At 56.6% G+C, this 13,823-nt stretch carries 16 protein-coding genes; 12 read left to right on the top strand and 4 right to left on the bottom strand.

Annotated features, from left to right (window positions below):
- Positions 1–45: 45 nt before the first annotated feature.
- The 3 genes from flgN to flgA all read right to left on the bottom strand — a co-directional run bounded on the left by flgN (position 46) and on the right by flgA (position 1,516).
- Complete coding sequence (gene flgN, locus GTGU_RS04505; protein WP_038154508.1) at positions 46–468, bottom strand: flagella biosynthesis chaperone FlgN; 423 nt, start codon at positions 466–468, stop codon at positions 46–48.
- Positions 469–472: 4 nt separating this feature from the next.
- A complete protein-coding gene (gene flgM, locus GTGU_RS04500) occupies positions 473–763 on the bottom strand; it encodes a flagellar biosynthesis anti-sigma factor FlgM (RefSeq protein ID WP_038154507.1) in 291 nt (96 codons plus the stop codon).
- A 93-nt stretch (positions 764–856) separates the two neighbouring features.
- Positions 857–1,516, bottom strand: a complete 660-nt coding sequence (flgA, locus tag GTGU_RS04495) for a flagellar basal body P-ring formation chaperone FlgA (protein ID WP_038154506.1) — start codon at positions 1,514–1,516, stop codon at positions 857–859.
- Between the two features lie 158 nt (positions 1,517–1,674).
- Here flgA and flgB point away from each other — a divergent pair, with 158 nt between their 5' ends.
- The 11 genes from flgB to flgL all read left to right on the top strand — a co-directional run bounded on the left by flgB (position 1,675) and on the right by flgL (position 11,487).
- Positions 1,675–2,091 (top strand): flagellar basal body rod protein FlgB, encoded by a 417-nt coding sequence (gene flgB, locus GTGU_RS04490; RefSeq protein WP_038154505.1) that lies wholly within the window; start codon positions 1,675–1,677, stop codon positions 2,089–2,091.
- A 3-nt stretch (positions 2,092–2,094) separates the two neighbouring features.
- Entirely contained in the window at positions 2,095–2,499 is a 405-nt protein-coding gene (gene flgC, locus GTGU_RS04485; RefSeq protein ID WP_038154504.1) for a flagellar basal body rod protein FlgC, read from the top strand.
- A 10-nt stretch (positions 2,500–2,509) separates the two neighbouring features.
- The gene (flgD, locus tag GTGU_RS04480) at positions 2,510–3,202 is read left to right on the top strand and encodes a flagellar hook assembly protein FlgD (RefSeq protein WP_038154503.1); all 693 of its coding nucleotides are present in this window, start codon (positions 2,510–2,512) and stop codon (positions 3,200–3,202) included.
- 27 nt (positions 3,203–3,229) lie between these two features.
- Positions 3,230–4,435, top strand: coding sequence for a flagellar hook protein FlgE (flgE, locus tag GTGU_RS04475; protein WP_038154502.1), 1,206 nt, complete (start codon positions 3,230–3,232; stop codon positions 4,433–4,435).
- Positions 4,436–4,455: 20 nt separating this feature from the next.
- On the top strand, positions 4,456–5,211 hold the full coding sequence (locus tag GTGU_RS04470) for a flagellar basal body rod protein FlgF (RefSeq protein WP_038154501.1): 756 nt from the start codon (positions 4,456–4,458) through the stop codon (positions 5,209–5,211).
- Positions 5,212–5,224: 13 nt separating this feature from the next.
- Positions 5,225–6,007: a flagellar basal-body rod protein FlgG gene (gene flgG / locus GTGU_RS04465; protein WP_038154500.1), complete on the top strand. Its 783-nt coding sequence runs from the start codon at positions 5,225–5,227 to the stop codon at positions 6,005–6,007.
- Between the two features lie 56 nt (positions 6,008–6,063).
- A complete protein-coding gene (gene flgH, locus GTGU_RS04460; protein ID WP_156964057.1) occupies positions 6,064–6,762 on the top strand; it encodes a flagellar basal body L-ring protein FlgH in 699 nt (232 codons plus the stop codon).
- A gap of 11 nt (positions 6,763–6,773) precedes the next feature.
- Complete coding sequence (locus GTGU_RS04455; RefSeq protein ID WP_038154498.1) at positions 6,774–7,871, top strand: flagellar basal body P-ring protein FlgI; 1,098 nt, start codon at positions 6,774–6,776, stop codon at positions 7,869–7,871.
- Positions 7,871–8,821, top strand: coding sequence for a flagellar assembly peptidoglycan hydrolase FlgJ (gene flgJ / locus GTGU_RS04450; protein ID WP_038154497.1), 951 nt, complete (start codon positions 7,871–7,873; stop codon positions 8,819–8,821). Before GTGU_RS04455 ends, flgJ begins: the two co-directional genes overlap by 1 nt.
- A 75-nt stretch (positions 8,822–8,896) precedes the next feature.
- Positions 8,897–10,537: a flagellar hook-associated protein FlgK gene (flgK, locus tag GTGU_RS04445; RefSeq protein ID WP_038154496.1), complete on the top strand. Its 1,641-nt coding sequence runs from the start codon at positions 8,897–8,899 to the stop codon at positions 10,535–10,537.
- 14 nt (positions 10,538–10,551) lie between these two features.
- On the top strand, positions 10,552–11,487 hold the full coding sequence (flgL, locus tag GTGU_RS04440; RefSeq protein WP_038154495.1) for a flagellar hook-associated protein FlgL: 936 nt from the start codon (positions 10,552–10,554) through the stop codon (positions 11,485–11,487).
- Positions 11,488–11,564: 77 nt separating this feature from the next.
- Here flgL and GTGU_RS04435 read toward each other — a convergent pair whose 3' ends face one another.
- The gene (locus GTGU_RS04435; protein WP_038154494.1) at positions 11,565–12,767 is read right to left on the bottom strand and encodes an MFS transporter; all 1,203 of its coding nucleotides are present in this window, start codon (positions 12,765–12,767) and stop codon (positions 11,565–11,567) included.
- 67 nt (positions 12,768–12,834) lie between these two features.
- On the opposite strand from GTGU_RS04435, the gene GTGU_RS04430 reads away from it, so the two are divergent.
- Positions 12,835–13,809: a LysR family transcriptional regulator gene (locus GTGU_RS04430; protein ID WP_051857296.1), complete on the top strand. Its 975-nt coding sequence runs from the start codon at positions 12,835–12,837 to the stop codon at positions 13,807–13,809.
- Positions 13,810–13,823 lie beyond the last annotated feature (14 nt).

Raw genomic sequence — 13,823 nt, 5'->3', positions numbered from 1 at the left:
GTTAGCGCGAGGCTAACCGGCTGGCATACATAATCTGTGGGGAAATCAGACGGAGAATTTTTTCCCGCCGCGAGAGGCATTAAACGTTTGCCCGTCTCTGCCGTACAGCCCCGGTTCCTGATGGGGTTTCAGAACCTCAAGCGCCTGCTGATTGCGGGCGATTTGCCCCTCCAGCAGCCAGCCATTGTGCTGGTTCAGATCGCGAAGATGCTGCGTTTTTTTGGTAATAAGCTGCCAGCGGTCAGTAATATCATCATTGGCACAACGCCGGGCTTCCTGCTCCACGCGGCGCTGCTGTTCCAGATAATCGAGTGCCGCCAGCAGAGAACTTTTCTCTTCCGTTATACGTTGCAGCGCACTACCGTTTATGCTGCCAAAAGAGAGCTGTTGTTGCTCCGCATCCATCACCTCTTTCAGTGAATTCAGGATGGTGGTCATTTGGTCCAGAATATCTGACAACCGACTCATACGCTTATTGACTCAGTGAGTTCTGGGCTTCCTGGATCAGCGCATCGGCGATCTTACCCGTATCCATTTTCAGTTCACCGTTACGAATCGCCGTTTTCAGTGTCTCAACGCGTTCCAGATTAATATCGCTGGCGCCAGCCTGGGTCAGGCGGGTTTGCGCATCACTCAGCGTTACGCTGGTACTGTTACTCGCAGCAGATTTTTCGGTACGCGATTTCTGCGTGCCTACATCATTCGGTTCGCGAGGTTGTACTGCGTTCACTGGCTTCAGGGGCGATGTACGATCAATACTCATTATGCTGTCCTCATCGAGGGTTCGTGGCGTTACAGCCTGCCATCATCATTTGTTGATATTTTATCGGCAGGTGCCGCAGATTCTTTATAAACATTATAAATTAATCAGAATATTCCCATCAGCATTCACTTTCCCGCTGACCACCTGGCCCGATGGCATACGGACGCGCGCATTCTGCGCGACCGCGGCGTTATTTAACGCCTGGCCTTCGCCGTTGACATAAAAGCCGTCACCGCTGGCGATCACCAGCACGCGCTGACCGGCTTTCACACGCCAGGACTGACGCAGCATTGACAACTGAATTGGTTGCCCCGGGGCGACATCCCGCAGGCTGACCGCATCCTGCGCCTGGCTGATATCGAGCATCGCGCGCGGCGGGAGCTGATCGAGTCTGCCGCGCTTAAGCGTAACACTGCCTGGCTGTAACTGGCTGCCGCGGGCAATCGCCTGCGCCGCCACCACGTAGTTTCCCACCGCCTGAACATTTACCTGAAGATAGCGTTTCTCATTGCCGCACTGCGCCAGCACATTCAGATTTCCCCACAGACGGGCGCTTGCCGGCACGCTGAGCGCTGGTTGCTCACACTGGGGCAACTGGTTTTGCGGCGTGCGGATTTCCACCGTCACGTCGTCGCTAAAGCCGGTCAGCCGCTGGGCAAAAAAAGCCTTTAACTGCGCACTGAGATCCTGCGCCAGTGCCAGCGGGCTGAGCAGCAATAACGTCGCTGCCAGAGTGCTTTTCAGGTTTCGCATCGCCAACTCCAGTCTGTTCAGGGATTGGCAGGATTTTACCCGCAAGGAGATTTCTTCAACGCAATAAATAGCGACGCATTTTGCGTTTATTCCGGCGATAGGGAGACAGGCCTGAGAATTAAAGTGTTAGCTGAAATTTTGTCATTTGCGGAGGAGCCATGCTCGATAAACTCGACGCCGCGCTACGTTTCCAGCAGGAAGCGCTGAACTTGCGTGCCGCGCGTCAGGAGATTCTGGCTGCCAATATAGCGAACGCCGATACCCCCGGGTATCAGGCGCGCGATATCGATTTTGCCAGTGAACTGAAAAAGGTAATGGAGCGTGGCAGGGCGGAGACCAGCAACGTGGCGCTCTCGCTCACTTCTGCCCGTCATATACCTGCCGAAACGATTTCGTCGCCTGCTGTTGATCTGATGTACCGCGTTCCCGACCAGCCATCGATGGATGGCAACACCGTCGACATGGACCGCGAACGGACGCAGTTTGCCGACAACAGCCTGCAGTACCAGACAGGACTGACCGTTCTTGGTGGTCAAATCAAGAGCATGATGAGCGTCCTGCAACAGGGGAATTAATGAATGGCATTGCTGAATATTTTTGATGTCGCCGGTTCCGCGCTGACCGCACAGTCCAAACGCCTGAACGTGGCCGCCAGTAACCTGGCGAACGCCGACAGCGTCACCGGGCCGGACGGACAACCATACCGCGCCAAACAGGTGGTGTTTCAGGTGGATGCGCCCATTGGTGCGGCGACCGGCGGCGTAAAAGTCGCCAGTGTCGTCGAAAGCCAGGCACCGGACAAGCTCGTTTACCAGCCGGGTAATCCGCTGGCGGACGCAAAAGGTTACGTGAAGATGCCGAACGTTGACGTGGTCGGCGAGATGGTGAACACCATGTCCGCGTCGCGCAGTTATCAGGCCAACGTGGAAGTGCTCAACACCGTGAAGGGCATGATGCTGAAAACACTGACGCTGGGACAATAAGGAGAGAAGCATGTCAATTGCCGTCAATGTCAACGATCCAAGTAATACCGGTAACACCGTCCAGACCGGAAGCAATTCGCTCGCCGGTAACAACGCGTCGGATCTGCAAAGCAGCTTCCTGACGCTGCTGGTAGCGCAGTTAAAAAACCAGGATCCGACCAACCCGATGCAGAACAACGAACTGACCACTCAGCTCGCGCAAATCAGCACGGTAAGCGGTATCGAGAAACTGAACACCACGCTCGGCTCTATTTCCGGTCAGATCGACAGCAACCAGTCTATGCAGGCGGCCACGCTGATTGGTCATGGCGTGATGATCCCGGGCAACGTGGTTCTGACCGGTAAAGATGATGACGGTACCGTCAGCACCACACCGTTTGGTCTGGAACTGCAACAGGCGGCGGATAAAGTCACCGTCACCATCACTGACAAGACCGGCAAAGTGGTGCGTACGCTTGAGCTGGGCGAGCAGTCCGCCGGCGTTCATACCTTCACCTGGGATGGCAAACTGGACGATGGCTCATCCGCGACCGACAGTGCCTACAGCATTTCTGTTAACGCCACCAGCGGCGGCACGCAGCTGACCAGTCAGCCGCTGCAGTATGCGCTGGTGCAGGGTGTTATCCGTGGCGCGAATGGCAATACCCTGGATCTTGGTATCCACGGTACTACTACGCTCGACGACGTTCGCCAGATTATTTAAGCCTTTAACCTTAATCAGGAGAAAGACATGTCCTTTTCTCAAGCGGTCAGCGGTCTGAATGCTGCCTCTACTAACCTCGATGTCATTGGTAACAACATCGCCAACTCCGCCACCTATGGCTTTAAATCCGGCACGGCGTCTTTCGCCGATATGTTTGCGGGCTCCAAAGTGGGGCTGGGCGTTAAGGTTGCGGGTATTACTCAGGACTTTAACGACGGGATCCCGACGAGCACCGGCCGTGCGCTGGATGTTGCTATCAGCCGGAACGGTTTTTTCCGGATGGTCGACAGTAATGGTTCGGTTTACTACAGCCGTAACGGTCAGTTCAAACTGGATGAAAACCGTAACCTGGTGAACATGCAGGGTCTGCAACTGACAGGTTACCCGGCGACGGGGACACCGCCGACTATCCAGCAGGGCGCCAACCCGGTTGGGCTGAACATCCCGAATACTCTGATGTCCGCCAGGATCACCACCACGGCAAGTATGCAGATGAACCTGAACTCCACAGACAAACTGCCTGCGACCACGCCGTTCGATGCCACCGACGCGGATACCTACAACAGAAAAGACACGGTCACCGTGTATGACAGTCAGGGTAACTCCCATGACATGAACGTGTACTTCGTGAAAACCGCAGACAACACCTGGCAGGTTTACACTCAGGACAGCAGCGTTGCCGGTAGTGCCGCGACTCTGGCAACCACGTTAGGCTTCAACAACGACGGCGCGCTGATAAGCGGCGGCACTGCTAACCTGACGACCGGGACCATTAACGGCGCGACGCCAGCAACATTCCAGCTGAGCTTTGCCAACTCCATGCAGCAGAACACCGGCGCTAACAGCATCGTGGCCTCCGATCAGAACGGCTACGGCCCGGGCAGCCTGGTGAGCTATCAGATCAACGACGACGGTACGATTGTCGGTAACTACTCCAACGAGAAATCGCAGGTTCTGGGGCAAATTGTGCTGGCGAACTTCGCCAACAACGAAGGGCTGCAGTCGGAAGGCGATAACGTCTGGTCGGCAACATTATCTTCGGGTGTGGCACTGCTCGGTACGGCGGGCGAGGGTAACTTCGGTTCGCTGACCAATGGCGCGCTGGAGGCTTCCAACGTCGATCTGAGTAAAGAACTGGTGAATATGATCGTCGCGCAGCGTAACTATCAGTCGAACGCGCAGACCATCAAAACCCAGGATCAGATCCTCAACACCCTGGTTAACCTGCGCTAAGCGCCTGACGGGATAACGTAATGGATCACGCAATCTATACCGCGATGGGTGCTGCCAGCCAGACGCTGGACCAGCAGGCTGTCACCGCCAGCAACCTTGCCAACGCCTCGACGCCTGGCTTTCGCGCTCAACTGACGGCACTGCGTGCAGTGCCAGTCAACGGCGAGACAGTACAGACCCGTACGCTGGTGGCGGCATCAACACCGGGCGCGGATATGACGCCGGGCCAGCTTGACTACACCGCACGTCCACTGGACGTGGCGTTACAGCAGGATGGCTGGCTTGCCGTGCAGACGCCGGATGGCAGTGAAGGTTATACCCGTAACGGCAACATTCAGGTGACGCCAACCGGGCAACTGACCATTCAGGGGAATCCGGTAATCGGCGAAGGCGGCCCGGTGGTGGTGCCGGAAGGTTCTGAAGTCACTATCGCTGCTGACGGTACCATCTCTGCACTGAACCCGGGCGACCCGGCTAATACCATTGCGCCAGTCGGACGTCTGAAGCTGGTACGCGCGCAGGCGAATGAAGTGGTGCGTGGTGATGACGGTATGTTCCGCTTAAACCCGGCGGCACTGGCGGCGCGTGGTCCGGTCTTACAGGCCGACCAGAGCATCACATTGCAGTCTGGCGTGCTTGAGGGCAGTAACGTTAAACCTGTGGCCGCGATGGCCGATATGATCGCCAGCGCGCGTCGGTTCGAAATGCAGATGAAAGTCATCAGCAACGTCGATCAGAACGCGCAGAAGGCCAACCAGTTGCTCTCCATGAGCTAATAACAGGACCACTATGATCAGTTCATTATGGATCGCAAAAACCGGTCTCGACGCACAGCAAACCAATATGGATGTCATCGCCAACAACCTGGCGAACGTCAGCACCAACGGTTTCAAACGTCAGCGCGCGGTTTTTGAAGATTTGCTTTACCAGACCATTCGCCAGCCTGGCGCACAGTCTTCTGAGCAAACCACGCTGCCGTCAGGGCTGCAGATCGGTACCGGTGTTCGTCCGGTGGCGACTGAGCGTCTGCACAGCCAGGGCAACCTGTCGCAGACCAACAACAGCAAAGACGTGGCGATCAAAGGGCAGGGTTTCTTCCAGGTGATGCTACCGGATGGCTCCATGGCCTACACCCGCGACGGTTCTTTCCAGGTTGATCAGAACGGTCAGCTGGTAACCGCAGGCGGTTTCCAGGTGCAACCAGCGATAACTATTCCGGCGAACAGCCTGAGTATCACCATCGGCCGTGACGGCGTGGTCAGCGTGACGCAGCAGGGGCAAACCAACCCGGTGCAGGTGGGGCAATTGAACCTGACGACGTTTATGAATGACTCCGGTCTTGAAAGCATTGGTGAGAACCTCTACACCGAAACGCAATCCTCCGGTGCGCCAAACGAAACCACGCCGGGCCTGAACGGTGCCGGTCTGCTGTATCAGGGGTATGTCGAAACGTCGAACGTTAACGTAGCCGAAGAGCTGGTCAATATGATCCAGACTCAGCGCGCTTACGAAATTAACAGTAAAGCGGTCTCGACCACTGACCAGATGCTGCAAAAACTGACTCAGCTCTAAGACGTAACCGGTGCGGAATACTTCGCACCGGCTTTTTTATTCAGAAGATGAAAGCAATGCAAAAATCCGCAGCGTTTCGTTATCCGCTTCTCGCCGTCGTGGCACTCACCATGACGGGATGCGCATTGATCCCTTCCAAACCACTGGTGGAAGGTGCCACAACCGCTCAGCCTGTTCCCGGCCCGGTACCCATGGCCAATGGCTCTATTTTCCAGACTGCGCAGCCGATTAATTACGGCTATCAGCCGCTGTTTGAAGACCGGCGTCCGCGCAATATCGGTGACACGTTAACGATTGTGCTGCAGGAAAACGTCAGCGCCAGTAAGAGCTCGTCAGCGAACGCGAGCCGCGACGGTAAAACGAATTTTGGCTTTGACACCGTTCCACGCGCGATGCAGGGGCTGTTTGGCGGCGATCGCGCCAATCTCGATGCGTCTGGCGGCAATACCTTTAATGGTAAAGGCGGTGCCAACGCCAGCAACACCTTCAGCGGCACGCTGACAGTGACGGTGGATCAGGTGCTGGTCAACGGCAACCTCCACGTAGTGGGCGAAAAGCAGATCGCCATCAACCAGGGGACAGAATTTATCCGCTTCTCCGGGGTGGTGAATCCCCGCACCATCAGCGGCAGCAACACCGTTCCCTCCACGCAAGTGGCGGACGCGCGAATCGAATATGTGGGTAATGGCTATATCAATGAAGCGCAGAATATGGGCTGGCTGCAACGCTTCTTCCTTAATTTGTCGCCGATGTAACGAGGTGAATTATGTATAAGTTCCTGGTTGGCATTGCTCTGGTCCTGATGGCGGGTTTCGCCCAGGCCGATCGCATTCGCGACCTCACCAGCGTACAGGGCGTGCGGGAAAACTCACTGATTGGCTATGGCCTGGTGGTGGGGCTTGACGGGACCGGTGACCAGACGACGCAAACGCCGTTCACCACCCAAAGTCTCAACAACATGTTGTCGCAGCTCGGCATTACCGTGCCGACTGGCACCAATATGCAGTTAAAAAACGTCGCGGCGGTGATGGTCACCGCCCAGTTCCCGGCGTTTGGTCGTCAGGGGCAAACCATTGACGTGGTGGTCTCCTCGATGGGGAACGCCAAAAGCCTGCGTGGCGGTACGTTGCTGATGACACCGCTGAAAGGGGTGGACAGTCAGGTGTATGCGCTGGCGCAGGGCAACATTCTGGTGGGTGGCGCTGGCGCGGCGGCCGGTGGCAGCAGTGTCCAGGTCAACCAGCTTAACGGTGGTCGCATCACCAACGGAGCGATCATCGAGCGTGAGCTGCCGACGCAGTTTGGCTCCGGAAATACCATCAATCTGCAACTAAATCAGGAAGACTTCGGTATGGCGCAGCAGATTGCTGACACCATCAACCGTCGTAGCAGTTACGGCAATGCCACTGCGTTAGATTCGCGGACGGTGCAGATCCGTGCGCCATCAGGCAGCAGTAATCAGGTACGCCTGCTGGCGGATATTCAGAACCTGGAAGTCAACGTCACGCCGCAGGAAGCGAAAGTGATTATCAACTCCCGTACCGGCTCTGTGGTGATGAACCGCGAAGTGACGCTGGATTCCTGTGCGGTGGCGCAGGGTAACCTGTCGGTGACGGTTAACCGTCAGGCGCAGGTCAGCCAGCCGGATACGCCTTTTGCTGGTGGTCAGACGGTCGTGACGCCACAGACGCAAATCGATCTGCGTCAGAGCGGTGGCGCGTTGCAGAGCATTCGCTCCAGCGCCAGCCTGAACAATGTGGTGCGTGCGCTCAATGCGCTGGGGGCATCGCCAATCGAGCTGATGTCTATCCTGCAATCCATGCAAAGCGCAGGCTGCCTGCGTGCGAAAGTGGAAATCATCTGATGCTGAGCGACAGCAAATTACTGGAAAGCGCGGCGTGGGATGCGCAGTCGCTGAACGAACTGAAGGCCAAAGCGAGCCAGGATCCGGGCGCGAATCTGCGCCCGGTGGCGCGCCAGATGGAAGGGATGTTCGTGCAGATGATGCTCAAAAGCATGCGCGAGGCATTGCCGAAAGACGGTATTTTCAGCAGCGACCAGACCCGCCTCTACACCAGTATGTACGATCAACAGATCGCCCAGCAGATGACCGCAGGGAAAGGGCTTGGTCTGGCGGACATGATGGTCAAACAGATGGATGCCGCTCAGGGCGCGCCTGCGGAGAATAGTGCGCAGGTGCCGATGAAATTTGATCTGCAGACCATCACCACTTACCAGAACGACACGTTGCGGCAGATGGTGCGTAACGCCATGCCAAAAGCCCCGGCGCAGAGCGATGTCTCGCTGCCTGATGACAGTAAAGACTTCCTCGCGCAACTGTCGCTGCCAGCGCGGCTGGCGAGTGAGCAGAGCGGCATTCCGCATCACCTGATTCTGGCGCAGGCAGCGCTCGAATCCGGTTGGGGCCAGCGGCAAATCCGTGGCGAAAACGGCGCGCCGAGCTTCAACTTGTTTGGCGTGAAAGCTTCGTCAGACTGGAAGGGCAAGGTCACGGAAATCACCACTACCGAATACGAAAACGGCGAAGCGAAAAAGGTCAAAGCCAAATTCCGCGTCTACAGCTCGTACCTTGAAGCGCTGTCTGATTACGTCGGACTACTGACCCGCAACCCACGCTATGCGGCGGTAACCAGCGCGGCGACGGCGGAGCAGGGGGCGCAGGCATTGCAGAACGCCGGGTATGCGACTGATCCCAACTATGCCCGCAAGCTGACCAGCATGATCCAGCAACTGAAATCGATGGGCGAGAGAGTCAGCAAAGCCTATGGCAACGATCTCGAAAATCTGTTCTGAAACGGCTCAAGTTCAGTGAACGCCTGCCGATAATCTTCGACAGGACCCGTGTCTGAAAGAATAAAAGGAACCACCATGTCCAGCTTGATTAACAGCGCAATGAGTGGGCTGAATGCAGCCCAGGCGGCCCTGAACACCGTCAGTAATAACATCGCCAGTTATAACGTTGCGGGCTACACCCGCCAGACCACCGTGCTCGGGCAGGCGAACAGCTCCCTGACGGGCGGTGGTTGGGTCGGCAACGGTGTGTACGTGGGTGGCGTTCAGCGTGAATACAACGCGTTCATCACCAACCAGCTGCGCGCCGCGCAGACGCAAAGCAGTGGCCTGACCGCGCGCTATGAGCAGATGTCGAAAATCAACGACATGCTCTCGGACACCACCAACTCATTGTCTGCCACGCTGCAGGACTTTTTCGCCACCTTACAGACGCTGGTCAGTAACGCTGAAGATCCGGCTGCACGTCAGGCTTTGCTTGGCAAAGCCGGTGGCCTGGTTAACCAGTTCAAAGTGACCGACCAGTATCTGCGTGATCAGGACAAACAGGTTAACCTGTCAATCTCTTCAAGCGTTGACCAGATCAACAGCTATGCGAAACAGATTGCCGACCTGAACGAAAAAATCACCAAGATGACGGGTGTAGGTGCCGGGGCTTCACCTAACGATCTGCTCGACCAACGCGATCAACTGGTCAGTGAACTGAACCAGATCATCGGTGTTGAAGTGAGTCAGCAGGATGGCAGCACCTTTAACGTTACTATGGCTAATGGCTACAACCTGGTGCAGGGCAGTAAAGCAAATCAACTGGCGGCGGTGCAGAGCAAAGCCGACCCTTCGCGCATTACCGTGGCGTATGTTGATGATGTGGCGGGCAACGTTGAAATCCCGGAAAAACTGTTAACTAACGGTTCTTTGGGCGGCCTGCTGACTTTCCGTTCGCAGGATCTTGACCAGACGCGCAATACCCTCAACCAGATGGCGCTGGTGTTTGCTGATTCTTTCAACGAACAGCACCGTCAGGGTGTTGACGCCAACGGCAACACCAACGTCGATTTCTTTAATTTCGGTGGTTCTTCCGTCGTATCAAACGCCAAAAATACCGGCACTTCCGCACTGACCTCGACTATCACCGACAGCAGCCAGGTGCAGGCGACCAATTATAAAGTGGTTTTCGACGGCACGGACTGGCAGGTCACACGTCTGGCAGATAACACCACCTTCACGGCGACAGTCACTGGCGGCAAGATGAGCTTCGATGGTCTGGAAATCGACGTGACCGGGACGCCAAACGCTAAAGACAGCTTCACGGTGAAACCGGTCAACGATGTGATCGTGAATATGGAACTGGCTATCACCAATGAATCGCAGATCGCGATGGGGGCGAATGACGCTGACAACGGTGAAAGCGACAACCGTAACGGTAAAGCGCTACTGGACCTGCAAAATCAGAAGCTGGTAGGCGGCAAGAAAACTTTTAACGATGCCTACGCGACCATTGTCAGCGATGTCGGTAACCGTACCGCGTCGCTGAAAGTCAGCAACACCACCCAGGGCAATGTGGTCACTCAACTGACGAAACAACAGCAGTCGATTTCCGGGGTTAACCTGGATGAAGAGTACGGCAACCTGCAACTGTACCAGCAATATTATCTGGCGAACGCCCAGGTGTTGCAGACCGCCAATACGCTGTTTGACGCTCTGATCAACATTCGCTAAGGAGACAGCCGACAATGCGTGTAAGTACGTTAATGATGTACCAGCAGAACATGCGTGGTATTACCGACTCGCAATCTCGCTGGCTGGGTTATGGCGAACAAATGTCTACTGGCAAACGTGTCAATCGCCCGTCTGACGATCCTATTGCCGCATCACAGGCTGTTGTGTTGGCCCAGGCGCAGGCGCAGAACAGCCAGTTTGCCACTGCCCGTTCTTTTGCAACGCAGCGTGTTTCGCAGGAAGAGAACGTGATGAGTCAGGTGACGTTATCAATTACCTCCGCACAGGAAACTCTCGTTGCGGCGAGTAATGGCACCCTGAGTGACGATGACCGTGCATCGTTTGCCACGCAACTGCAGGGTGTTCGCGACCAGCTGATGAACCTGGCCAACAGCCAGGACGGTAACGGTCGTTATATGTTCGCCGGTTACCAGACGGATACGGCACCTTTTGCCGATGACGGTACTTATGTCGGTGGGACAGTGAACGTCGAACAGCAGGTTGATTACTCCCGCAGCATGGTTATTGGCCATACCGGCGACAAAATTTTTGACCATCTGACCAGTAACGCCACACCAGGTACGGACAGTAATCTGTTCGTGATGCTCGATACCGCCATCGCCGCGCTGAAAACCCCGGTAGAGGGTGATGATGCGGCAGCAGCGGCGGCACAGGCGGTGGTGAATAAGTCTGCGGATGGACTGAAAAACTCACTCAACAACGTCGTAACTGTTCGTTCTGAACTGGGGACCCAGCTTGTCGAACTGGGTAAACTTGACGATTTGGGTGATGACCGGGCATTGAGTCAGACGCAGCAAATGAGCGATCTGATCGATGTAGACTGGAACGCCACGATATCTAACTATGTCATGCAGCAGGCGGCTCTCCAGGCGTCGTACAAAGCGTTTAGCGACATGCAGGGAATGTCGTTGTTCCAGCTGAACAGCTAAACGCTTTGCCTCTTAGCATGTCCTGAAACCGGCATGTTTTCTCAGCCCGCTCCCCTCACCCCGGAGCGGGCTTTTTTTTAACGTGATGCCTGCGTTGCGGATGTGCGTGGAGCACGGTCAGTCAGGCGAATCAGCAGCGCTATCGCCCCCGCGACGGTTGCCAGCATCACCACCCCCGTCCACCCCGCCATCGCATACAGTTTGCTGCCCACTGCCGAGCCGGACGCCATCCCGATAAACACTACTGTAAACAACAGGGCGTTCAGCCGGCCCCGTGCCTGCGGCTCGAGACCATAGACCAGATTCTGGTGCGCCACTAAGCTCGACTGTAAACCAAGGTCAAAGCCGACGGCTGAAAGGGCAATTAGCACCAGCTGACCTTCGGCTGGCAATGCCGGCAAGGCAAACATCAGCGCAAAGGAGAGGGTGACCAGCGCCGCGCCCAGTTGCGTCACGCGCGAGGCGCCGACTTTATCCGCCAGCCCACCGGCGAGCGGGGCGGCAAGCGCGCCTGCAGCGCCGGCTATTCCATATCCCCCGGCCGCCGCGCTGCCCAGCCGGAAATGCTCAAGCAACATAACGGCAAGCGTCGACCAGAAGGCGCTGAAAGCAACCGATAAAAAACCTTGCGCCAGTGCCGCACGACGCAGTTCCGGATAGTGACGCCACAGGTGTGCCATCGATTTCATCAGCGCCGGATAACTCAGTGTTGAGTGGACAGCGAAACGCGGCAGAGCAAACCACAATAGTACACCCATCGCGGCGATGCTCACGGCAGCGGCCTGATACATCTCGCGCCAGCCAAACGCCGCACCGACCAGCCCACTGACAGTCCGCGACAGCAGAATGCCGAGCAGCAGACCGGTCATCACCGTACCGACCGTTTTCCCCTGTTTTCCGGCGGGTGACAGAATGGCGGCAGCGGGGACGATGTCCTGCGCCATGGTCGCCATCATGCCTGTCAACAGGCTGAAGACCAGCAGCGTGTGCAGACCGCTGCTCAGGCTGCAGAGAAACAGCAGCAGTGCCAGCAACGCGCTTTTGCTGACAATCAGCGTACGGCGGTCATGACGGTCGCCGAGCGGTAGCAGAAACAAAATGCCGAGTGCGTAGCCGGCCTGCGTCAGCGTCGGCACCAGACCCATGCCTTCGACACTGAGATGCAGATCGCGCCCCATCAGCGGCAGTAATGGCTGGGCATAATAAATCGCGGCAACGCTGAAACCTGCGCCCAGCGCGAGTATGAAAATAACCCAGTTGGGTCTGAAAGCCTGTGTCATGATGATGTCCTCGTAAACGGTATGGCGCTATTTTTCCCGGTTTACGGCTGGCGCTGTAGCGGGGGCGATGGTAAAACAGTTATACGTAATACGTATAAGCATGGATACAGTAATGAAGCAGGAGCGTATAGATCGCGTTGAACTGATGCGCACCTTTATCCGCATCGTGGAGGCCGGTTCGCTGTCGGCGGCAGCGAGGCAACTGGAGACCACCCAGGCGACCATCAGCCGCCGTCTGCAGTCGCTGGAAACGCTGCTGGGGGCGAAACTTATCCTGCGCACCACGCATGCGATGAAGCTGACGGACGACGGCGAGCGCTGCTACCAGCACGCCAGAAACGTGATTGATGCCTGGCTGGCGCTGGAGGATGATCTGCAGGTCGCGGAAGATGAGCCGGTAGGCATTCTGAAAGTGCGAGCGCCGCATGCCTTCGGGCAACAGCAACTGCTCACGCCGCTGGTGGCGTTTCTGCATAAGTATCCGCAGCTCTCTGTGGAATGGATGCTTAACGATAAATCGGTCGATTTTCTCAGTGATAATATCGACTGCGCGATCCGCGTTGGCGCGGAAGTGGATCCGGCGACGGTGTCCGTTTTACTGGCAGAAGTGCCACGCTGCATGGTCGCGACCCCCACGTTTCTGGCTCGCTACCCTGCGATCACCAAACCTGAACAACTGTCGGCGCTGCCGTGGGTGGCGATCAATACCTTTTATCAGCACGATGTGACGCTTCATCAGGTGACGGGTGAAAGTTGTACGATAGACATCGTTCCCCGGTTGAGTACCGACAGTATCTATGTTGCGCGAAATACGGCGCTGGCGAACACTGGCGTGGTTATCATTTCCAGCTGGCTGGTGGAAGAGGATGTGCGGGAGGGGCGACTGGTGGAGATTTTGCCGCAGTGGCGGGCAGCGCCGTTGCCGGTACATCTGGTATATCCCTGGGCGCGCTATTATCCGACGCGGTTGCGGCGCTTTCTCGATCTGATGCGTGAGGTAATGCCGCAAATCGCGGGGATGCGGCGCCCGGAAGCGGAATAAAAAAAGCCGACCTG

Source organism: Trabulsiella guamensis ATCC 49490, from assembly GCF_000734965.1.
Lineage (GTDB): Bacteria > Pseudomonadota > Gammaproteobacteria > Enterobacterales > Enterobacteriaceae > Trabulsiella > Trabulsiella guamensis.
The sequence above is the reverse complement of the archived record's forward strand: the minus strand, read 5'-3'. Positions and strand labels throughout refer to the sequence as shown.

Bases quoted from the DNA above. Each gene is read 5' to 3' on its own strand.
- GTGU_RS04435 (WP_038154494.1), bottom strand. From the start codon at position 12,767: ATGACACAGGCTTTCAGACCCAACTGGGTTATTTTCATACTCGCGCTG.
- flgL (WP_038154495.1), top strand. From the start codon at position 10,552: ATGCGTGTAAGTACGTTAATGATGTACCAGCAGAACATGCGTGGTATT.
- flgD (WP_038154503.1), top strand. From the start codon at position 2,510: ATGTCAATTGCCGTCAATGTCAACGATCCAAGTAATACCGGTAACACC.
- flgB (WP_038154505.1), top strand. From the start codon at position 1,675: ATGCTCGATAAACTCGACGCCGCGCTACGTTTCCAGCAGGAAGCGCTG.
- flgC (WP_038154504.1), top strand. From the start codon at position 2,095: ATGGCATTGCTGAATATTTTTGATGTCGCCGGTTCCGCGCTGACCGCA.
- GTGU_RS04430 (WP_051857296.1), top strand. From the start codon at position 12,835: ATGGTAAAACAGTTATACGTAATACGTATAAGCATGGATACAGTAATG.
- flgG (WP_038154500.1), top strand. From the start codon at position 5,225: ATGATCAGTTCATTATGGATCGCAAAAACCGGTCTCGACGCACAGCAA.
- flgJ (WP_038154497.1), top strand. From the start codon at position 7,871: ATGCTGAGCGACAGCAAATTACTGGAAAGCGCGGCGTGGGATGCGCAG.
- flgH (WP_156964057.1), top strand. From the start codon at position 6,064: ATGCAAAAATCCGCAGCGTTTCGTTATCCGCTTCTCGCCGTCGTGGCA.
- flgM (WP_038154507.1), bottom strand. From the start codon at position 763: ATGAGTATTGATCGTACATCGCCCCTGAAGCCAGTGAACGCAGTACAA.
- GTGU_RS04455 (WP_038154498.1), top strand. From the start codon at position 6,774: ATGTATAAGTTCCTGGTTGGCATTGCTCTGGTCCTGATGGCGGGTTTC.
- flgN (WP_038154508.1), bottom strand. From the start codon at position 468: ATGAGTCGGTTGTCAGATATTCTGGACCAAATGACCACCATCCTGAAT.
- flgA (WP_038154506.1), bottom strand. From the start codon at position 1,516: ATGCGAAACCTGAAAAGCACTCTGGCAGCGACGTTATTGCTGCTCAGC.
- flgE (WP_038154502.1), top strand. From the start codon at position 3,230: ATGTCCTTTTCTCAAGCGGTCAGCGGTCTGAATGCTGCCTCTACTAAC.
- flgK (WP_038154496.1), top strand. From the start codon at position 8,897: ATGTCCAGCTTGATTAACAGCGCAATGAGTGGGCTGAATGCAGCCCAG.
- GTGU_RS04470 (WP_038154501.1), top strand. From the start codon at position 4,456: ATGGATCACGCAATCTATACCGCGATGGGTGCTGCCAGCCAGACGCTG.